The sequence below is a fragment of the Emticicia fontis genome, from assembly GCF_054779675.1.
The window spans coordinates 143,025-162,864 of sequence record NZ_BAAGXU010000011.1 but is presented as its reverse complement, the minus strand read 5'-3'; the positions used below and the strand labels follow the sequence as shown (position 1 = coordinate 162,864).

General features: G+C 36.8%; 19 protein-coding genes. 16 read left to right on the top strand and 3 right to left on the bottom strand.

What is annotated here, in order from left to right:
* Window positions 1-368: 368 nt before the first annotated feature.
* The 8 genes from ACYVFA_RS07105 to ACYVFA_RS07070 all read left to right on the top strand — a co-directional run bounded on the left by ACYVFA_RS07105 (window position 369) and on the right by ACYVFA_RS07070 (window position 7,458).
* On the top strand, window positions 369-560 hold the full coding sequence (locus tag ACYVFA_RS07105) for a hypothetical protein (RefSeq protein WP_460471119.1): 192 nt from the start codon (window positions 369-371) through the stop codon (window positions 558-560).
* 123 nt (window positions 561-683) lie between these two features.
* Window positions 684-1,325, top strand: a complete 642-nt coding sequence (locus ACYVFA_RS07100) for a WbqC family protein (RefSeq protein WP_460471118.1) — start codon at window positions 684-686, stop codon at window positions 1,323-1,325.
* Between the two features lie 165 nt (window positions 1,326-1,490).
* Window positions 1,491-4,028, top strand: coding sequence for an ATP-dependent Clp protease ATP-binding subunit (locus ACYVFA_RS07095; protein ID WP_460471117.1), 2,538 nt, complete (start codon window positions 1,491-1,493; stop codon window positions 4,026-4,028).
* 82 nt (window positions 4,029-4,110) lie between these two features.
* The gene (locus ACYVFA_RS07090; protein ID WP_460471116.1) at window positions 4,111-4,881 is read left to right on the top strand and encodes an O-methyltransferase; all 771 of its coding nucleotides are present in this window, start codon (window positions 4,111-4,113) and stop codon (window positions 4,879-4,881) included.
* Window positions 4,882-4,969: 88 nt separating this feature from the next.
* Window positions 4,970-6,187, top strand: a complete 1,218-nt coding sequence (locus ACYVFA_RS07085; protein ID WP_460471115.1) for a SufS family cysteine desulfurase — start codon at window positions 4,970-4,972, stop codon at window positions 6,185-6,187.
* Window positions 6,188-6,202: 15 nt separating this feature from the next.
* A complete protein-coding gene (locus ACYVFA_RS07080) occupies window positions 6,203-6,631 on the top strand; it encodes a SufE family protein (RefSeq protein WP_460471114.1) in 429 nt (142 codons plus the stop codon).
* A gap of 9 nt (window positions 6,632-6,640) precedes the next feature.
* The gene (locus ACYVFA_RS07075) at window positions 6,641-6,952 is read left to right on the top strand and encodes a DUF59 domain-containing protein (RefSeq protein WP_130023344.1); all 312 of its coding nucleotides are present in this window, start codon (window positions 6,641-6,643) and stop codon (window positions 6,950-6,952) included.
* An 83-nt stretch (window positions 6,953-7,035) separates the two neighbouring features.
* The gene (locus ACYVFA_RS07070; RefSeq protein WP_460471113.1) at window positions 7,036-7,458 is read left to right on the top strand and encodes a BrxA/BrxB family bacilliredoxin; all 423 of its coding nucleotides are present in this window, start codon (window positions 7,036-7,038) and stop codon (window positions 7,456-7,458) included.
* An 87-nt stretch (window positions 7,459-7,545) separates the two neighbouring features.
* Here ACYVFA_RS07070 and ACYVFA_RS07065 read toward each other — a convergent pair whose 3' ends face one another.
* On the bottom strand, window positions 7,546-8,274 hold the full coding sequence (locus ACYVFA_RS07065; protein ID WP_460471112.1) for an LOG family protein: 729 nt from the start codon (window positions 8,272-8,274) through the stop codon (window positions 7,546-7,548).
* A 119-nt stretch (window positions 8,275-8,393) separates the two neighbouring features.
* Here ACYVFA_RS07065 and rpiB point away from each other — a divergent pair, with 119 nt between their 5' ends.
* Window positions 8,394-8,822 carry an RpiB/LacA/LacB family sugar-phosphate isomerase gene (gene rpiB, locus ACYVFA_RS07060; protein ID WP_460471111.1) on the top strand — a complete coding sequence of 143 codons (429 nt, stop codon included), beginning with the start codon at window positions 8,394-8,396 and terminating at the stop codon, window positions 8,820-8,822.
* A 64-nt stretch (window positions 8,823-8,886) separates the two neighbouring features.
* Here the strand turns inward: rpiB and ACYVFA_RS07055 are convergent, their stop codons facing one another.
* Complete coding sequence (locus ACYVFA_RS07055; RefSeq protein ID WP_460471110.1) at window positions 8,887-10,296, bottom strand: hypothetical protein; 1,410 nt, start codon at window positions 10,294-10,296, stop codon at window positions 8,887-8,889.
* 162 nt (window positions 10,297-10,458) lie between these two features.
* Between ACYVFA_RS07055 and rbfA the strand changes: the two genes are divergently transcribed.
* From rbfA to ACYVFA_RS07020, 7 genes are all read left to right on the top strand, one after another.
* Window positions 10,459-10,836: a ribosome-binding factor A gene (gene rbfA, locus ACYVFA_RS07050; RefSeq protein ID WP_460471109.1), complete on the top strand. Its 378-nt coding sequence runs from the start codon at window positions 10,459-10,461 to the stop codon at window positions 10,834-10,836.
* Between the two features lie 35 nt (window positions 10,837-10,871).
* Window positions 10,872-12,077: an FtsX-like permease family protein gene (locus ACYVFA_RS07045; RefSeq protein WP_460471108.1), complete on the top strand. Its 1,206-nt coding sequence runs from the start codon at window positions 10,872-10,874 to the stop codon at window positions 12,075-12,077.
* A gap of 29 nt (window positions 12,078-12,106) precedes the next feature.
* Entirely contained in the window at window positions 12,107-13,150 is a 1,044-nt protein-coding gene (locus tag ACYVFA_RS07040; RefSeq protein WP_460471107.1) for a hypothetical protein, read from the top strand.
* 54 nt (window positions 13,151-13,204) lie between these two features.
* Complete coding sequence (locus tag ACYVFA_RS07035) at window positions 13,205-15,718, top strand: M1 family aminopeptidase (protein WP_460471106.1); 2,514 nt, start codon at window positions 13,205-13,207, stop codon at window positions 15,716-15,718.
* Between the two features lie 44 nt (window positions 15,719-15,762).
* Window positions 15,763-16,785 carry an SPASM domain-containing protein gene (locus ACYVFA_RS07030; protein WP_460471105.1) on the top strand — a complete coding sequence of 341 codons (1,023 nt, stop codon included), beginning with the start codon at window positions 15,763-15,765 and terminating at the stop codon, window positions 16,783-16,785.
* Window positions 16,786-16,846: 61 nt separating this feature from the next.
* Window positions 16,847-18,061 (top strand): nucleoside permease, encoded by a 1,215-nt coding sequence (locus ACYVFA_RS07025; RefSeq protein ID WP_460471104.1) that lies wholly within the window; start codon window positions 16,847-16,849, stop codon window positions 18,059-18,061.
* Between the two features lie 134 nt (window positions 18,062-18,195).
* On the top strand, window positions 18,196-18,543 hold the full coding sequence (locus ACYVFA_RS07020) for a hypothetical protein (RefSeq protein WP_460471103.1): 348 nt from the start codon (window positions 18,196-18,198) through the stop codon (window positions 18,541-18,543).
* 1 nt (window position 18,544) lies between these two features.
* On the opposite strand, the gene ACYVFA_RS07015 is transcribed toward ACYVFA_RS07020, so the two are convergent.
* Window positions 18,545-19,765, bottom strand: coding sequence for an ABC transporter permease (locus ACYVFA_RS07015; RefSeq protein ID WP_460471102.1), 1,221 nt, complete (start codon window positions 19,763-19,765; stop codon window positions 18,545-18,547).
* Between the last annotated feature and the right edge of the window lie 75 nt (window positions 19,766-19,840).

Genomic DNA, 19,840 nt, shown 5'->3' with positions numbered 1-19,840 from the left:
TATAAAATTATGTTGTTTTGCGATAGGTTGTCATAGAATTGCGAAAGATAAAATTAAAATCTAATTCAGGACAAGATCATTATTGTATAACCACTTTCAAACAGTTTGATTATTCCAAATAAATGCCTAAATACTTTGAAAAGACAAGCTTAAGTCCGAAATTTATGGGATGTCCAAGTCTTGGGTTAATTAGGTTTTACAAAATAAACGTTTTATGCAATGCCTGAATTGGTAGAGACAGGGACTGGGCCGCAATGCCCTGTTTCTACGTTACGCACCATTAACGAGGGGTTTGTAAGAGATTTAAGAACGCTTACTTCTTGAATCCTAATCAATCCACGACTAGCCATCCACATAACAAATTCGCCATGCAAGAAGTGAAAATGAAAATCAGAATGGATAGAGCAGCTATAGGCTATACTTACCCAAAAGTAGTTTCGGAGTTTGTCAGAGTACAAGCCACTAAGGTAGGACTAGAAAAATTAGCCCTTATGGTGGGAACCTTTTTGCCTGAGAATAGCGATGATTATCATGTATCAGCTAATAAAATTGAAAGCTGAAAAAGGTAGTCAATACGGTGACTACCTTTTTCAGTGAACACATCTGTAACCATTAAGAACACGGAATATAGATATGATTCCACAGTATTTGAATTTTAAAAGTTAGAAAAGTTCTCTTGAATAATGGAAGAACAAGCAAAAAGCACCCTTTTAATCGATTTACAGTACTTACCTTGTATTCAGTTTTTCTCAACATTGCTTCATTTCGACGAAATTTTACTGGAAAGCAATGAGCATTATATGAAGCAAAGCTATCGGAATCGTTGCTATATTCTGGGGGCAAATAAGGTAGAAATGTTGATAGTGCCCGTATTGGATGGCAATAAAAAGATACTTGCAAAGGATATTCAGATAGATTATCAGCAAAGATGGCCCGAAATTCACTGGCGAACAATCAAAGCTGCCTATGGAAAATCGCCTTTTTTTGAATATTTCGGCGACGAATTTCAACAGATTCTGGAAAAGAAACCTCAGTTTCTTTGGGACTTTAACTATGCTTTACTGACAATTTGTCTGAAATTATTGCGATTAAATAAGACAATTCGTCTGACAGACATTTACGAAAAAGAGCCGGGAAATGGTGTTTTTGATGCCAGAGGGCTCATTAACCCCAAAAAAGAGGTTCAAACTGATAAGTACTATCTGCCAGTATCGTATCAACAAAACTTTGGCAGCGAATTTGTACCTAACCTCAGTATAATAGACTTGCTTTTTTGTAGGGGGAATCAATCTTTAGGAATTCTGAAGAAATCTTTTATAAAATGAACAGAGTTTGTTAATAAATCGTTATATTGCAAATGCAAGTGTTTTGCTTAAACTAATCATTGAAGCAACCAAAGCAATAGAACCATTGTAAAATTATTGAAATAATGGGAAATTGGATAAGCGAAATGATTAATCATTTTTCCCCTTACAATCTACTTAAATTAAATGGAGCCTAAATTTTCACAAAAAGTTAAAGACATCATCACCCTTGCCCGTGAAGAAGCACTTAGGCTTGGTCATGATTACATCGGAACCGAACACTTGATTCTGGGGATGATTAGAGACGGAGAAGGTATTGCTTTAAATCTTTTGAAAGGGGCTGGTGTATCGCTTGAGGAGTTGAGAATAACAATTGAACAAGCCACCAAAGGAACTGCTACCAATAATATCAAAAATTTGGCAAACATTCCGTTGACACGCCAATCTGAAAAAGTTTTAAAGATTACGCATTTGGAGGCTAAAATCTTCAAATCGCAACTCATAGGCACTGAGCATCTGCTGTTGGCTATTTTACGCGACGGAGATAACCTTGGTGGCCAGATTTTACAAAAATTCCACTTAAACTACGAACAGACGAAAGAGATGCTTGATTATCAATTGACCGGGCAGAAACCGGTAATGGAGCGTCCTGAAACTGATGATGATGACGAAAGAATTTTCGGCAGTGGTTCGGGTGGTTATCAACAAAGAAATGACCCGAAAAACCCTGAAAAATCTAAAACACCAGTATTAGATAATTTTGGACGTGACTTGACAAAACTGGCCGAAGTAGGCAAATTAGACCCGATTGTTGGACGTGAGAAAGAAATTGAGCGTGTTGCGCAGATTCTATCAAGACGTAAGAAGAATAACCCGATATTGATTGGTGAGCCCGGTGTAGGTAAAACTGCTATCGCAGAAGGTTTAGCTCTTCGCATCGTTCAGAAAAAAGTGTCTCGTATCTTATTTGGTAAAAGAGTTGTTACCCTTGATCTCGCGTCGTTGGTAGCAGGTACCAAATATCGTGGACAATTTGAAGAAAGAATGAAGGCCGTGATGAATGAGTTGGAGAAATCACCAGACGTAATTTTATTCATTGACGAGATACATACCATTGTAGGGGCAGGTGGAGCGAGCGGCTCTTTAGACGCTTCTAATATGTTCAAACCAGCGCTTGCCCGTGGTGACATCCAATGTATTGGTGCCACAACGCTTGATGAGTATCGCCAGTATATAGAAAAAGATGGAGCTTTGGCCCGTCGTTTCCAGATGGTAATGGTTGAAGCCACTTCTATCGAAGAAACCATCGAAATTCTGAACAATATTAAAGATAAATACGAGGATCATCACCACGTTAATTATACACCGGAAGCGCTGGAAGCCGCAGTAAAATTATCAGAAAGATATATTACTGACCGCTATTTACCAGATAAAGCGATTGACGTGTTAGACGAAGTGGGTGCTCGTGTGCATATCAATAATATTTCAGTACCACAAGATATTCTCTTCCTTGAAGAACAGGTTGAGTTGATTAAAAAAGAGAAAAATCAGGTTGTGAAGAGCCAACGCTACGAAGAAGCAGCACAACTACGCGATCGTGAGAAAAAACTTTTGGAACAACTAGACCGTGCGAAAATTGCATGGGAAGAAGAAGCTAAAACTAAACGCTATAATGTAACTGAAGACAATGTAGCTGATGTAGTAGCGATGATGACCGGCATCCCTGTGAAGCGTGTGAATATGAATGAGGGCGAGAAAATCCTTAAAATGGGAGACGCTTTGCGTGGAAGAATTATTGGTCAGGACCCAGCCGTTGAGAAATTAGTAAAATCGATTCAGCGTACACGTGTAGGTTTGAAAGATCCTAAAAAACCAATTGGTTCGTTTATTTTCTTAGGCCCTACCGGTGTTGGTAAAACCGAGCTTGCTAAAACATTGGCTGAATATCTTTTCGATAAAGAAGATGCACTGGTAAGAATCGACATGAGTGAGTATATGGAGAAATTCAGTATCTCTCGCTTGGTCGGAGCGCCTCCAGGATACGTTGGTTATGAAGAAGGTGGTCAGTTGACAGAGAAAATCCGTAGAAAACCATATTCTGTTGTATTATTGGATGAGATTGAAAAAGCTCACCCGGATGTATACAATATCCTTTTACAAGTATTGGACGACGGTGTTTTGACTGATAGCTTAGGTCGTAAAGTGGATTTCCGTAATACAATCATCATCATGACTTCAAACATCGGAGTTCGTGACTTGAAAGATTTTGGTTCGGGAATTGGTTTTGCTACTAAGGCACGTACTGATAATCAGGACGAAATGGTGAAAAGTACTATTCAGAATGCGTTGAAAAAGACTTTCTCACCTGAATTCCTGAATCGTCTGGATGATGTGATTGTGTTTAATTCTTTGAGCCGTGAAGATATCCATAAGATTATCGAAATTGCCTTGAAGCGTTTAACATCCCGCATTACCAATATTGGTTATGAAATTCAATTGACCGAAAAAGCCAAAGATTTCCTAGCTGAAAAAGGATATGACCAACAATATGGTGCAAGACCTTTGAATCGTGCTATTCAGAAATATGTGGAAGACCCATTAGCAGAGGAGATTCTGAAAGGTGAAATGAAAGAAGGAGATACTATATTGGTTGATTATAGTGGAGAAGGTGAATCGCTTGGTTTCACAACAGTGAAGAAACAAGCGGAGATTGAAGAACAATAAAAATTTCTTGAAAATTTGAGTTTCTTGGTAAATAAACAACAAAGGCACGGCTTTTAGCTGTGCTTTTGTTATTTTTGCACCTATGATTCTCGACTACCTCAAATATCTTTTTCTCGCGAAAAACGAGCATAGCCTGCATTCCCCCTTTTTGTTTGAGTTTTATCTCAAAGTTCTGAAGAATTCAACGGTTGAAAGTGATTTTCAGGAGATTGAAGAATTAAGAAGAAAAATGCTATCTGATGAACGAGAGATTGAAATTACAGATTTAGGCGCAGGTTCAAAATTGAACCAATCCAACAAAAGAAAGATAAAGGACATTGCCAGAAACTCGCAGAAACCTGCCAAACTAGCTCAATTGTTTTATCGTATTATTAAATATTACAATTACCAGACTATTCTTGATTTAGGTACTTCCTTGGGTGTTACAACTGCCTATTTAGCTAAGGCTAATCCACAAAGTAAAGTGTATACTTTTGAAGGTTGCCCCAATACAGCTCAGATGGCAGAAGAAAACTTTAAAGAATTAGGAATAAGAAATACAGATATTATAGTTGGAGATTTGAATAATACTTTACAAACTCAATTAAGAAATATAGATAAAATTGATTTGGCATTCTTTGATGCTAACCACCGTTATGAGCCAACGGTTGATTATTTTGAGAAATGCTTGAATAGAGTCCATGAAGATACTTGTTTTATTTTTGATGATATCTATTGGTCTGATGGAATGAAAAAGGCCTGGGCGTATATTCAGAATCATCCGCAAGTTAGTGTTTCGATTGATATTTTCTGGGTAGGTATTGTATTCTTTAGAAAAAAGCAGCCTAAGCAGCATTTTGTTCTCAGGTTTTAATTTATGTGTTACTATACGTATTTAGTAGACAAAGCAAACTAAAACGTTTTTTTCGATGTTAGATTAAAATAGAAAAGATAAAGCCACGATGTTAGATATTCAAAAAATAAGAGCAGACTTCCCGATTCTTGATGAAAAGATAAATGGTAAAGATTTGGTGTATTTTGATAATGCCGCTACTACACAAAAACCTTTGCCTGTGTTGAATGCTTTAGCTAATTACTATGGTCATTACAATGCCAATATCCACCGGGGAATACACCATTTAGCTGAAAAAGCTACTTCTGCTTTCGAGGCTTCCCGTAAAACCATACAGAAATTTCTAAATGCCAAACATGCAGAGGAAATCATTTTTACGTATGGAACAACTGATGGTATCAATCTGGTTGCACAAACCTATGGCCGTGCATTTCTGAATATCGGTGATGAAATTATCATCAGCACAATGGAGCACCACTCTAATATTGTGCCCTGGCAGATGCTTTGTGAGCAGAATGGTTGTATTTTAAGAGTGATTCCGATTAACGACAATGGCGAATTGATTTTGGAAGAGTATGAGAAAATGTTGTCGGAAAAAACTAAATTTGTATCGGTTGTTCACGTATCAAATGCACTTGGTACTATCAATCCGGTAAAATATATCATCGAGAAAGCGCATGAAGTAGGGGCGAAGGTATTGATTGATGGCGCACAGGCTACTTCTCACCTAGATATCGATGTGCAGGATTTAGATACAGACTTCTATGTATTTTCAGCGCACAAGTTATATGGTCCGACAGGGATGGGGGCTTTATATGGTAAAAAGGAAATATTGGAAGCTATGCCACCTTATCGTGGTGGTGGAGAAATGATTAAAGAAGTGACGTTTGAGAAAACTACTTATAACGAACTTCCTTATAAATTTGAAGCAGGCACACCAAACATTGCCGACGTAATTGCTGTAAAAACAGCGATTGAATATATTGAAGAATTGGGTAAGGAAAACGTAGCGGCGTATGAAAATGAGTTGTTGGCTTATGCTACCGAACAATTATCAAAGATTGAAGGTTTAAAAATTATAGGTCAGGCAAAAGAAAAAGTTTCTGTAATTTCGTTTATAATTGACGGTATTCATCCACAGGATATTGGGGTGATACTTGACCAACAAGGGATAGCTGTTCGTACGGGGCATCATTGTACACAACCATTGATGAAACGATTCGGAATTCCCGGAACTTCAAGAGCCTCATTTGCTGTTTATAATACCAAAGAAGAGATTGATAAACTTGTGAAGGGTATTGAGAAAGTGAAGAAAATGGTACTTTAATTCATTCAAAAAAGCATGACAATAAACGAATTACAGGATGAACTCATAGAGGAGTTTGAACTTTTTGATGATTGGGAAGGGAAATATGAGTACATCATTGATTTAGGTAAGAAACTGCCAAAACTTGCCGATGAATATAAAACCGAAGACAACATCATTAAAGGTTGCCAATCAATTGTTTGGTTGAATGCCTATATGAAAGATGACAAGTTGTTTTTTGAGGCAGACAGCGAAGCTATTATAGTAAAAGGTCTGGTAAGTATGTTATTGAAAGTATTATCAGGACATACACCTGAAGAAATATTACATGCAGATTTATATTTCATTGAAAGGGCAGGTTTAACTAGCCATCTGGCTCAAACCCGATCAAATGGATTGGCGTCAATGGTGAAACAAATGAAAGCCTATGCGGTAGCTTTTCAGGCAATTGAAGAAAATAAATAATCTTTTCAGATGAACGAACAAGAATTAAAAGATAAAGTAGTAGAAGCGCTTAAAACCGTATATGACCCTGAGATTCCGGTTGATGTATATGAATTGGGTCTGATATACGATATTAAGATTTTTCCGGTAAACAATGTTTATCTATTAATGACACTTACCTCGCCTTCCTGCCCATCAGCCGAATCTATTCCGGTTGAAATTGAGCAGAAAGTAAAAGAAATTGAAGGTGTAAGTGATGTAAGTGTAGAGCTGACTTTTGATCCACCATATTCAACTGAAATGATGTCAGAAGTTGCTAAATTAGAATTGGGTTTTATGTAACAAACAATATACCTGAGTAACAGATTTATATTTATTATTTTTGGTGACTCAGCTTTTCATGTATTTCTTAACAAAATAATATTATGTATCCTCCTCATTTAGTAGCACCAATGAAGGCCGAATTGGTAAATGTTGGCTTTCAAGAACTATTGACTCCTGCAGATGTTGATAATTTCATCGAAAATCAAAAAGGTACTTCATTAGTAGTTATCAATTCAGTATGTGGTTGTGCTGCAGGTACTTGCCGTCCGGGTGTAAGATTAGCCTTACAACGTTCGGAAGCAAAACCTGAGCATCTGGTAACAGTTTTTGCAGGTGTTGATACTGACGCAACTCAACAATTACGCTCTTACATTCCTTTCCCTCCATCATCTCCGGCTATCGCTATTTTTAAAGATGGAGAGATCGCACATTTCATTGAAAGACACCACATTGAAGGTCGTTCGGCAGAAATGATTGCTACACACCTAGTAGCAGCATTTGAAGAAATCTGTGCAGAAGCATAAGTACAAATAATTCTTATAAAATAAAAGTCTCCCATTACCAGTAGTGGATTAGTGGGAGACTTTTGTATTTCTGAAAAGCCAATAAACTTAGAAGTTTGGTTTCAATAAATACTTCGCATAGAAATCATCAATCACCTTTACTGCATCTTCTGCAGTATCTACCAGTTTGATTAACTTCAAATCTTCCGGATTAATATTATTCGCACTTTCACACATCGTATTCTGAACCCAGTCTAATAATCCTTTCCAATATTCTGTTCCGACCATTACAATCGGGAAACGCGCAATTTTCTTGGTTTGTATCAATGTCAAGGCTTCAAATAATTCGTCCAATGTACCAAAGCCACCGGGCATAATAATAAACCCCTGTGAGTATTTCATAAAGCACACTTTGCGTGCAAAGAAATAATCGAAGTTGATACTTTTATCTGGGTCAACATATTGGTTTGGGACTTGTTCAAATGGTAATTTGATATTTAAGCCAATCGATTTACCACCGTTTTTACTGGCGCCTTTATTTCCGGCTTCCATAATTCCTGGGCCACCGCCGGTTATTACACCATAACCGTTTTTCACTAATCGGGCTGCAATATCAACAGACATTTCGTAGTATTTATGGTCTGGCTTGGTTCTGGCAGAGCCGTAGATTGTTACAGAGGGGCCAATTTTTGCTAATCTATCAAAGCCATCTACAAATTCGGCAACCGTTTTTAGTATTTGCCATGAATCCTGGCTGTGTATCTCGTTCCATCCTTTTTCAACAAATGCTTCGCGGATTAGTAGGTCGTCATTTGATTCAGTTTCCTTTTCGCTCATAGTAATAATAATAGAATGTTGTTGTACAAAATAACGATTCTTCTCTGAAAATTTCAGGAGAATCGGATTAAGAAAACGTATATTTGCAAAAAAAAGTTTGAACCAACAAATATATATCAATGAAAGTTGCAATAGCAGGAGATCACGCAGGATTTGAATACAAAAAGGTAATTTTGCAGTGGCTCCAAAGTCAGAATTTTGAAACCGCAGATTTTGGTCCCTATACTTCTGAATCAATGGATTATCCTGATACTACACACCCATTAGCTAGTGCAGTTGAAAAAGGAGAGTATGAGTATGGTATTCTGATATGTGGAACAGGTAATGGTGTATGTATGACAGCTAACCATCACCAAGGTATCAGAGCCGGATTAGTATGGAATCTGGATGTGGCTGCCTTGATTCGTGAGCATAACAATGCTAATATCATTTGTTTACCAGCCCGATTTATTGATGTGGAGCTAGCGCTAGAATGTGTAAAAACATTTTTGAATACACCTTTTGAAGGTGGGAGACACGCACGCAGAGCAGATAAAATAGCTTGTTAAAATAAAAAGGAACCTGTTTGTGTTCAAACGATGAATCAAACAGGTTCTTAAATTATAACATCTTTTAGTATTTCCGCTGATAAATTCCCTTGATATTAGTAGTTCTATAATCTACTGCTAAGGCTGGAATACGTTGGAAAATTTTAGGAACTACGTTCTGCTTATCAATAATAATGGTAGGAGGATCTTTCTTGAAATTATCAAATATATTAATGATACTCTCGTAGTTATCCGGGTTCTCTAAATCGATTTTTGATAAATCCCAATTCAGATAACAGGTCGCCGATTTTCCTAATTTATACTCATCAATCCTTTCTCCAATTACCAGCATTTTTTGTCCTTTCATTAGTTCAGGTAACGACTTTGGCTTAATTCTCATATCTGACAATTGCTCAAAGCCTTTGCCTAAAACAGGTGTTACTCCCTGGTATTGCATGAGCACAATCCCTATAAAAACAATCATGAATGTTAACTCTGGGAAGAAGGCACCTCTGAAATGCAAAAAGAAACCTGTAACAAAAAAAGCAAAACATGGCACAAAAATAATGAATTGCATCGGTGCCACATTTGGGGATAAGAATAAAGCCAATAGAGCCACAACAGCCCATATCAACATGATTTGTTGTGTACGTTGCTGATAGCTATTATAACGGGATGCTTGAGTTTGGCGAAGAAAACCAAGAAATGCCAGAATAGTTGGAATTGTAATTGCCAATAAAGCACTCTTAAAATCCTCAAGACTATATTGTTTAATTTTGAATATACCGTTAAACCAGTTATACTTAAATTCTTCGATACTATCGTTAAAATAAAAATACAATGTCACTAAAAACAGAGGTATAGCGAAACCAAGCATAGCCAAGAAGTGTTGTCTTAAATTAGCATTGGTAAAGAATAAAAGACAAGCTGTGCTCCAAAGAATGAAAACCATAGAAGGTTGATGAAACAAAACTGCGATACCTATATAGAGCCCGATTTCAAAAACTTCATCAGATACCCCTTCGCGTCTTTCCATTTGCTTTACAATCTTGTTGAAAGCAAAAAGAAGGAAAGTAGTAGCCAGTAAAACCGGAGAAAGTTTGCTCATATCAAACGACAAACTCATCAATAAGACATAAACTAAACCCGGAGCATAGTTTTTTTCAAGATAAGTCTGGCGGGTGTTACAGGTAAAAGTAAAATAGAGTGCCTGAAAATAGACAATCAGAATGGCGATGAACTCGTATGCGAACTGAACACGGCCAAACGATAAGTCGATTAACCAATAAATAAAAGCAGATAGAGGTCCGACGTTAGTCCAGAGTTCTTTATAAAGAAAACTTCCGTCGCGGATTTTTTCTCCAACTAACATCCATTCTAGTTCCGGCAATAAAATAGGGAGTTTGTCACCCAGGAAAGGTAATTTTAAAATGATTACCAGCAACAACAATGACAAGATATGGAAAAGTGTATTGAATCTGAAAAACGTTAGCAAGGCTGTACTGTTTATGTATTTTCTGCAAAGTTATGAAAAAATCAGGCAGTGCAGCTTAAAAAGATAGATTTACAAGACAAAACATAATTTTTAAACCGATTATTAATCAATAAACCGGAAATAGTACGGATATTTGTGTATTATTTAGTGAATTTGAACACAATGGAATCGAAAAGACAAAGACAAGTAGCGAAACAAATTCAGAAAGATTTGGGAGAGATTTTTCAGAGAGAAATGAAACAGGTATTCGATAAAGCTTTCGTTACAATTACTGATGTAAAAACCACACCTGACCTGGCTATTGCCAGAGTTTATCTGAGCTTTTTAATGACAAAAGATAAAGAGGGTTTGCTGGAAGCTATACGCGAACATACCAAAACTATCAGAAATCATTTGGCGGCCCGAGTTCGCCATCAGTTAAGAATCGTGCCTGACTTACAGTTTTATATAGATGATACGGCAGAATATGCGCAAAAAATAGAAGACCTTTTTGCTGGTATTGTTATCCCTCCGGCTCCTGCTGAAGAAGACGAAGAATAAATAAATCATCTAGATAACTCTCAAATTTCAGCATCTTGAATTTATCCTTTTTAATAGCCAGACGTTATTTCTTATCCCGAAAGAAAAAGAGTTTTATCAACTTTATTTCTTTTATGTCAATGCTAGGCATTGGTATCGGCACAATGGCAACCATAGGAGTTCTATCCGTTTTTAATGGATTAGAGGATTTAAACCGGAGTATTTTCAAATCATTTGACCCTGATATTAAAATATCAGCTGTTGAGGGAAAAACCTTTACCATTGAAAAGGATAAATTATCCAAGCTTAAGCAGATAAAAGGAATTGACTATGTAACGGAGGTAATTCAGGATAATGCTTTGGTGATGTATGAAGAGGGCAAAATGGTAGTCACTCTGAAAGGAGTTGATAGTACTTTTCAGAAAAACAGCCGTTTGAAAGGTTCCTTGGTAGAAGGGAGTTTTGTTCTGCATAAAGAAGATGTTGATTATGCCTTTATTGGTGGGAATGTGTATGGAGCCTTAAATATCTCAATAGATAATATATTAGAGCCGCTCGAAATCTGGTATCCTAAAAATCAGAAAAAACTCTCCTTGATTCCTGAAAACAATATCAATAAAAGGGTTATAAATATTTCAGGAGTATATGCTTTAGAACAGTTTCATGATGATTTTGTATATGTGCCGCTTTCGGTGGCTCAGGAGCTAACAGAGTATGGTACCAAACGAACTGCTCTGGAAGTACAACTGAAGCCTAAAGCTGATGCCGATAAAATTCAGAATGAGGTAAAAAACATATTTGGTAAGCAATTTCTGGTACAGAATCAGGACGAGCAAAATGCTAACTTATTCAGAGCAATAAAAATCGAAAAATTGTTTATCTTTATAGCATTAATATTTATTATCGGAGTGGCCTCGTTCAATATTTTCTTCTCATTGACCATGTTAGTGATTGACAAGAAAGAAGAAGTGAGAACTTTATATGCGATGGGTGCTGATGATTCGTTAATAAAAAGAATATTCTTTAGTGAGGGTGCCATTATCTCTTTTATTGGTACAGGTGTAGGTCTAATACTGGGCTTATTGTTCTGTCTGACACAAGAACAATTTGGTTGGCTTGGCATGGGTATGGATAGCGCTGTTGTAGATGCCTATCCGGTAAAGATAAACCCGATGGATTTTCTGATAACTGCTGTCGCTGTTGTGGTTATTACACTTCTGGTGTCATATTTCCCTGCTAAACGGGCCACTAATGAATATTGACTTAGTTTCTCAATTTGACAAAAATACAAATGAATCTGCTCTTAAAAATTATCTCTTTAGCTTTTGTTTTTACCCAGAGTTTTGGTCAAACTGCCAGTCTGAATATGCAGTCAAAAAAATGGATACTGCTGACAAACCGAGTTGAAAAGAATGATATTCATCTGGCCTCCTATAGCCCTTCTAAGCTGAAAGCTGACACTTTTGTCATACGTTTTGGTCCGGGAGGAAAAATTGAATACGACTACGAAACTAGCCCTAATGCACAGCCAGGTGGTAGAACAGAATTTCTTGACATAGATACCAAAGCATCTTCATGGGAGTACAATCCTAAAGCCAATGTAATGACACTGACTTTGAAAGGTGGTTATAAAAGCCTGGATGATTTTAATTTCAAAAGAGAGTATACTATTGAGTCAACAACTGGTGGTTACGTATTGAAGAGAATCTCAGAGCAAGTAGCTCAAAATCTGAAAGCTCAAGCGACTCAGACTGAAACTGCTAAAGGTTTAGTAAAAGAAACTTCTACTAGACCTGTTGAGATTATCAGACCAGTGTTAGTAACCGAAGTAAAAGAAGAGGTTAAGACCGCAGTAGCAGAGGTTAAAGAAATAACCAAAGAGGAAATTGAAGCAGCAAAATTTGCTGAGACCATTGCAAAGACTAAAGTTCTATTATCAGATTCCAAACGTTGGATTTTGCTGACTAATAAAATTATGAAGAATACTATTAAATTTACTTCATACGATAAATCTAAGTTCAGAATCAATACATTGATATTGACTTTCGCCAATAATGGAAAAATAGAATATGATTATCAGATGGACCCAACCTTGGAATTTTGTGCCGGTATTGATTTCCTTGATATTGATACAGACGAATCTGCCTGGTCATTTGATGAGTCAAGCAATATTTTGACCTTAACTATCAAGGGTGGGTATGCTAGTCTGGATGATTTTAAGTTTAAAAGAGATTATAAAGTTGAACAAACAGACGATGAATATGTTTTGCATAAAATAAAGGAACATTATTTTATCGATCTGAAAAAACAGAACCAGAAAAAGAAAGCGGAGTAGGAGGTTCACAATAAAAATGCTGAACTGTTACTTCTCTACCAAATTCCATTACTAATGCGTTTATTAAGTCCACTGATATTGATATGCTTTGCTTTTAGTTCTTGGGCACAAGAAGTAACTCATATTGCTCCAACACAAGGGAAATATAATCCAGAACGTACCAAAAAGAATGACCTCATTCATACCAAATTGGAATTGCGACCAAATTGGGCAAGGCAGCACATGGTTGGTACGGCTACTATTACTTTTAAACCGCATTTTTATCCACAAAGTACACTTGAACTAGATGCGAAAGGCTTTGATGTGCAAATGGTTAGAATGAAAGGCCAGGAGTTGAAGTTTGAGTATGATAACCGTCTGCTAAAAATAAATTTAGGTAAAACACTTACCCGAAATGATTCTGCTCAGGTTCAGATAAGTTATATAGCAAAACCTAATGAATTGCCTTTAGGTGGAAGCGAAGCCATTACCGCCGATAAGGGACTCTATTTTATCAATGCTGATGGCAAAGACTCGGATAAGCCTAGACAAATCTGGACACAAGGTGAAACCGAGGCCAACTCTTGTTGGTTCCCAACTATTGATACTCCGAATCAAAAAACAACCCTTGAAATCTACATTACTTTAGATAAAGCATCAACTGATGCTAAATATCTGACTTTATCTAATGGGAAATTAATCTCTTCTAAGGTTAACAGTGATGGAACCAGAACCGATTATTGGAAGCAAGATAAACCGGCTGCGCCCTATCTTACCATGATAGCTGTTGGAGATTTCAAAAAAGTAGTCGATCCTAATTATAAGAATTTTGAAGTAAGCTATTATGTAGAGCCGAAATTTGAAAAATATGCGATGAATATATTCGGGCGTACACCCGAAATGATTAGCTATTTTGAAAACATATTAGGTGTAAAATATCAATGGGATAAGTATTCACAAATTGCTGTAAGAGAATATGTATCAGGTGCCATGGAAAATACTACGGCTACTGTTCATGGCGATTTTGTGCAGAAAGACAATCACCAGCTGATAGACGATAATGATGATGGGGTAATAGCTCATGAACTATTTCATCATTGGTTTGGTGATTTAGTAACGGCAGAATCCTGGTCTAATTTACCCTTGAATGAATCTTTTGCCAATTATTCAGAATATCTTTGGACTGCTCATAAATATGGGCAAGATGAAGCCGATTTAGTAGCCTATATCGCTTTCAACCAATATTTCAGCGAAGCGCAAGAAAAACAAGAGCCATTAATCCGCTATAGATATAATGATAAAGAAGATATGTTTGATTCTCATTCTTATGCAAAGGGCGGAAGAATCTTACATTTATTAAGAAAACAAGTGGGAGACGAAGCATTCTTTGCTGCTTTAAAATTATATCTGACACAGAACGCCTTTAAAACCGGAGAAATTGAACAATTAAGATTAGCGTTTGAGTCAGTAACTGGAGAAGACTTACATTGGTTTTTTGACCAATGGTTTATAAAACCTGGTCACCCTGATTTACAGGTTACGCAAGAGTATGCAGGAGGTAAGTTGAAACTAACAGTTAATCAGATTCAGGATACTACTTATTCTCCTATTTATCGTTTGCCAATTCAAATAGAAATTTGGTCAAATAATGAAAAAACTAAGCACAATATTCTCGTTGACAAGGCCATAAATACTTTTGAATGGAATCTGGCATCTGCTCCTCAAATGGTTTATCTTGATCCTGAAAATACTTTGGTAGGTCGAGTTTTATTCCAGAAAACCAAAGAGGACTATATCTATCAGTATTATCATGCTGAACGAGTGCCTGCTCGTTTGAATGCACTTGAAATTCTAACTTATGTGCCTGATGGAGATAGTACAGTGGTTAGCCCGGCTTTAGATAAGGCCATTCGAAAGGTTCTGATAGATGCCACAAAAGATAAATTCTGGCGTGTCAGACAATTGGCTGTTCAGAAATTGTATGACTATGATGGAGACGATTTTCTGGAAGTGGAAAAGGCCTTGCAAAGTCGTGTACAAAGTGATGAACGTTCGTATGTAAGAGCAGATGCAATCATTGCCATGAAAGGCTTTCAGAATTCACAGAATGATAAATTATTCCGTCAAGCATTAAACGATACTTCTTATACAGTTCAGGCCGCTGCCCTTGAAGCTATTCTGGCAAGTCGTCCTTCTGATGCGGCCGAATTAGCTAAGAAATACGAATCATCTTTCAATACAACCATTTTCTCTGCAGTAGCCAACTACTTTGCAGAAGAAGCCGCTCCAGAAAGATTTGACTGGTTTTTGCAACATCTTAGCCAAATGAGTGGAGGTGATTTATATCAGGTCTTGGGAATTTTTGGTACTTATCTGGTAAAATCAACACCAGAAACTCAACTCAAAAGTTTGCCTTTATTAAAGAAGATTACTACCAAAGATACCCAATGGTATGTAAGGTTTGCAGGCTTACAAACACTTGCCTTATTAAATGATTTAAAAGAAGCAAAAGCTCTTATAAAGGAAGCATTTGCCACAGAAAAAGACCCGCGCTTGCAGAAAATCTATCAGCAATATAAAGACCAGTAAATCTTAAAATATAAAATTAATACCAGCATTGCACAGCTCCTGATATGAATAGAAACCTGAAAGATGGCTTGAATTTTTTCTCTAAAGTAACTCCTGCCCGTGCATGGAATGCTTTAAAGAATGTATCAAGTTACTTGGAGTCGAAAATGACTGGAAAACCTGTTCACCGCGGCTTGCCTATTGCCATTTCTATCGAGCCTACAACCTCCTGTAATCTTCGTTGCCCTGAGTGCCCAAGTGGATTGAGAAGTTTTACACGCCCGATTGGAATGTTAGAAGAGCAACTTTTTAAAGAAACCATAGATGAGCTTTCCAAAACCTTATTGTACCTTACATTCTATTTTCAAGGGGAACCATACTTGCATCCAAAGTTTTTAGAATTAGTTAAATACGCTTCACAAAAAGGTATTTATACTGCTACTTCAACCAATGCGCATTATCTAAGTGATGCCAATGCTAAACGAACAGTAGAGTCTGGCTTAGATAGAATGATTATTTCGATTGATGGCACTACGCAGGATGTGTATCAACAATACAGAGTAGGAGGAAGCCTATCGAAAGTAATAGAAGGTGCTAAGAATATCATTAAATGGAAGCAAGAACTAAAATCTTCTACACCCCATGTGATTTTCCAGTTTCTGGTGGTAAAACCTAATGAACACCAAATGGAAGAGGCTAAAAAACTGACAACAGAAATTGGCGTTGATGAAATAGCTTTTAAGACTGCTCAGATTTATCATTATGAAAATGGCTCAGACCTTATACCTACTATAGATAAATATGCCCGTTATACACAACAGCCCGATGGTACGTATAAAATCAAAAACAAATTGCTTGACCATTGTTGGAAAATGTGGCACTCTTGCGTCATAACCTGGGATGGCTTAGTTGTGCCTTGCTGTTTTGATAAAGACGGTGAATACCGCTTGGGCGACTTGAAAAGAGACTCCTTTGAAACCCTTTGGCATAGCCAACCTTACCGTGATTTCCGTCAATCATTAGTTCGTTCACGTTCTGAAATTGAAATGTGTAAAAATTGCACAGAGGGAACTAAGGTCTGGGGTTGATATTTCAACATTCATTTTATAGATTTGCCATTCTGTTTATTTTTTAACCAACCGAACCTCTATGAATATAGTAGTAAGAATTAAATTAATGGTCATGATGTTCCTGATGTTTGTTACATGGGGTTCATGGTATGGCCAGATGGGTAAATATCTTTTTACAACCCTTAATGCCTCTGGCGACCAGATTGGTCTGGCATATGCTACTTTCTCAATTGCTTCTATTGTTGCTCCGTTTTTTATGGGTATGATTGCAGACCGTTTTTTCTCTGCACAAAAAGTAATGGGTGTGTTGAATTTATTAGGAGCAGGAATTCTTTATTTTCTAATTCAGGAAACAAATCCGGATAGATTTTTCTGGTACATTCTGGCTTATACGTTAACGTTTGCACCAAACCTTGCGCTATCAAGCTCAATTGCCATGAAACAGATGAAAAATCCTGAAAAGGAATTTCCCCCTATCAGAGTTTTGGGTACTATTGCTTGGATTGTGGTTACGAATGTTATCGGTATCTATGGAGCAGGTGATAAAGTAACTATCTTCCAGATTGCCATGTTCACATCGATTGTTTGGGGTGTTTTTGCATTTACCTTGCCTGATACACCGCCAAAAGCGACTACATCAACTTCATTTGCACAGATTTTAGGAACAGATGCATTTGTACTTTTCAAAGATCGTTCATTCCTGATTTTCTTCATTAGTTCAATATTGGTTTGTATTCCGCTTTCATTCTATTATGCACATGCGAATTTATCTTTGACAGAGTCTAATATGACTAATGTGGAGAATAAAATGTCTTTAGGTCAAGTATCAGAAGTATTATTCATGCTGTTAATTCCTATTGCTCTTACTCGTTTTGGCATCAAGAAAATGTTGATTGTTGGCTTAATCGCCTGGATTATCCGTTTTGTTTGCTTTGGTTATGGTGATGGCATTTCATCTGAATGGGTACTTTATTTAGCAATTGTCTTACATGGTGTTTGTTATGACTTCTTCTTCGTAACAGGACAAATTTATACTGATAACAAGGCTGGCGACAAAATCAAAAGCTCGGCACAAGGACTTATTACATTGGCAACTTATGGTGTGGGTATGGGTATTGGTTCAGTGTTATCAGGAAGAGTATTAGATTTATATACTACTACTGATGAGGCGGGTAAAATTGTTCACAACTGGCAAGGTGTATGGATGATTCCAGCAGGTATTGCTGCTGTGGTATTGGTACTTTTTGTCCTGGTTTTTAAAGATAATACCAGACAAGAGAAAGTTAAATTATAATAGTATCTGATGATTTCCTTATGGCATTAAATTCATAAGGAAATCATTCTTTTATCTGTATGAAGCATTTTTTCTTCTCTTTGGTTTTACTACTTGTCTGTTCTTCCTGCGCCACAATTAATTCACTAGATGACATGAACTGCAAATTGTCGAAAGACAAGAGAAAGAATATTATCGGCAAATGGAAAGTGACAAGCAATAATAAGAAATTCATCTGGCGATTTTATAGTGACAATACCACTGCAACTATAGAGAATACCTATCTGACACAGATTTTTAATGAACCGGTCTTTATTAATAAGTGGGAAAATGAAAAGATAGATACGCTGAAGATATTCTTTGATAATGGCAAACCGAGCAAAGTTGCCTATGGTCCAATTGAGTACCAGATTTTATCGAATCAATGCAGAATCATCGTAATGGTAAATACCAAAACAAGTGATACTCTTACCTTAAAGAGGCAGCAATACTTCTATCAGTAAATTACTCCTTAAATTTAAGCGCCTCAACTACTCGCAGTCTGGATACCACCAAGGTAGGAATAGTAATAACTGCTAATATTAATAGTATGGTAGCGATGTTAAGCAATACTATAATTAGCCAATCCCATTCAATAGGTACATAGCTGATATAATAATTCTCAGGATCAAGGGGAATTACTTTGAGGTAATACTGAATTAATCCTAATCCTATACCAATCAGGTTGCCGTATGCGATTCCTTTCAGAATAATATTCAATCCATTAAATACGAATATTTTACGAATCTGGGTATTATCCGAGCCAAGCGCTTTCAACATCCCAATCATCGGCGTTCGCTCCATCATCATCACTAATAAGACCGAAATCATATTAAAGCAAGCAACTATCAGAATTAGCCCCAACACTATCAGAATATTTTTATCTAATAAACTTAACCAATCAAAAATTGCCGGAAACATTTCAGTAATTCTGGTAGCTCTCATGTCCTGATCAATCTCATTGGTTACGATTTTTGAGGTTTGTTCTAAATCATCAAAATTCTTCAGGAAAATCTCGTAATGTCCGCAGATATTGGTTGTCCACCCATTCATTTTCTGCACTAAAGCCAAATCACCGATAATCACATTTTTATCAAACTCCTCCAATCCGGTTTCATAGATTCCCACTACTTTTACTTTTCTCACGCGTGGTGGAGTCTGGATGAAATAAATCAGCACTTCATCAGAAAGTTTTATCTTTAATCGGGTAGCAATTCTTTTGCTGATAATTACTTCATTTGAAAAGGTCGTGTCGGAAAAAATAATTCTTTTACCTTCTATTAGATTCTGTGAGAAGGTTTGCCAGTCATAATCGCGGCCAACACCTTTGATAATAATTCCAGCCAATTCTTCACTAGATTTTAGCATACCAGCTTTGTTTCCAACGGCCTGAACATGGCGTATTTGAGGAATCTGGCGATAATTATTATAAAAATTTGTTTTTATTGGCATTGGTGTTTCTTCATACGACTGATTCAGTGTAATTTTGCTGACTTGTATATGAGAGCTAAGGCTGAAAAGTTTATCTTTGATGGCTTGTTTATAACCAACCAGTATAGCAAATGAGATAATCATAACTGCTAAACCAATGGCAATGCTCGCTACCCCAACCTTCACAACAGTAGAAGTAAAGGATTCTGATTTTGTTTTCTGAATACGTTGAGAGATAAAGCGGGATAAATTCATGGGTTTTCTGATATAAGCCAATACAACAATAAATATCTCGGATGGGATATGTTTTTACAAAAGTATGGCTATTAG

Excerpts from the sequence above, each read along its gene's own strand:
- rbfA (WP_460471109.1), top strand. The coding sequence starts at position 10,459 with ATGGAATCGAAAAGACAAAGACAAGTAGCGAAACAAATTCAGAAAGAT.
- ACYVFA_RS07100 (WP_460471118.1), top strand. The coding sequence starts at position 684 with ATGGAAGAACAAGCAAAAAGCACCCTTTTAATCGATTTACAGTACTTA.
- ACYVFA_RS07105 (WP_460471119.1), top strand. The coding sequence starts at position 369 with ATGCAAGAAGTGAAAATGAAAATCAGAATGGATAGAGCAGCTATAGGC.
- ACYVFA_RS07065 (WP_460471112.1), bottom strand. The coding sequence starts at position 8,274 with ATGAGCGAAAAGGAAACTGAATCAAATGACGACCTACTAATCCGCGAA.
- ACYVFA_RS07095 (WP_460471117.1), top strand. The coding sequence starts at position 1,491 with ATGGAGCCTAAATTTTCACAAAAAGTTAAAGACATCATCACCCTTGCC.
- ACYVFA_RS07035 (WP_460471106.1), top strand. The coding sequence starts at position 13,205 with ATGCGTTTATTAAGTCCACTGATATTGATATGCTTTGCTTTTAGTTCT.
- ACYVFA_RS07030 (WP_460471105.1), top strand. The coding sequence starts at position 15,763 with ATGAATAGAAACCTGAAAGATGGCTTGAATTTTTTCTCTAAAGTAACT.
- ACYVFA_RS07040 (WP_460471107.1), top strand. The coding sequence starts at position 12,107 with ATGAATCTGCTCTTAAAAATTATCTCTTTAGCTTTTGTTTTTACCCAG.
- ACYVFA_RS07075 (WP_130023344.1), top strand. The coding sequence starts at position 6,641 with ATGAACGAACAAGAATTAAAAGATAAAGTAGTAGAAGCGCTTAAAACC.
- ACYVFA_RS07025 (WP_460471104.1), top strand. The coding sequence starts at position 16,847 with ATGAATATAGTAGTAAGAATTAAATTAATGGTCATGATGTTCCTGATG.
- ACYVFA_RS07070 (WP_460471113.1), top strand. The coding sequence starts at position 7,036 with ATGTATCCTCCTCATTTAGTAGCACCAATGAAGGCCGAATTGGTAAAT.
- ACYVFA_RS07090 (WP_460471116.1), top strand. The coding sequence starts at position 4,111 with ATGATTCTCGACTACCTCAAATATCTTTTTCTCGCGAAAAACGAGCAT.
- ACYVFA_RS07020 (WP_460471103.1), top strand. The coding sequence starts at position 18,196 with ATGAACTGCAAATTGTCGAAAGACAAGAGAAAGAATATTATCGGCAAA.
- rpiB (WP_460471111.1), top strand. The coding sequence starts at position 8,394 with ATGAAAGTTGCAATAGCAGGAGATCACGCAGGATTTGAATACAAAAAG.
- ACYVFA_RS07085 (WP_460471115.1), top strand. The coding sequence starts at position 4,970 with ATGTTAGATATTCAAAAAATAAGAGCAGACTTCCCGATTCTTGATGAA.
- ACYVFA_RS07080 (WP_460471114.1), top strand. The coding sequence starts at position 6,203 with ATGACAATAAACGAATTACAGGATGAACTCATAGAGGAGTTTGAACTT.
- ACYVFA_RS07015 (WP_460471102.1), bottom strand. The coding sequence starts at position 19,765 with ATGAATTTATCCCGCTTTATCTCTCAACGTATTCAGAAAACAAAATCA.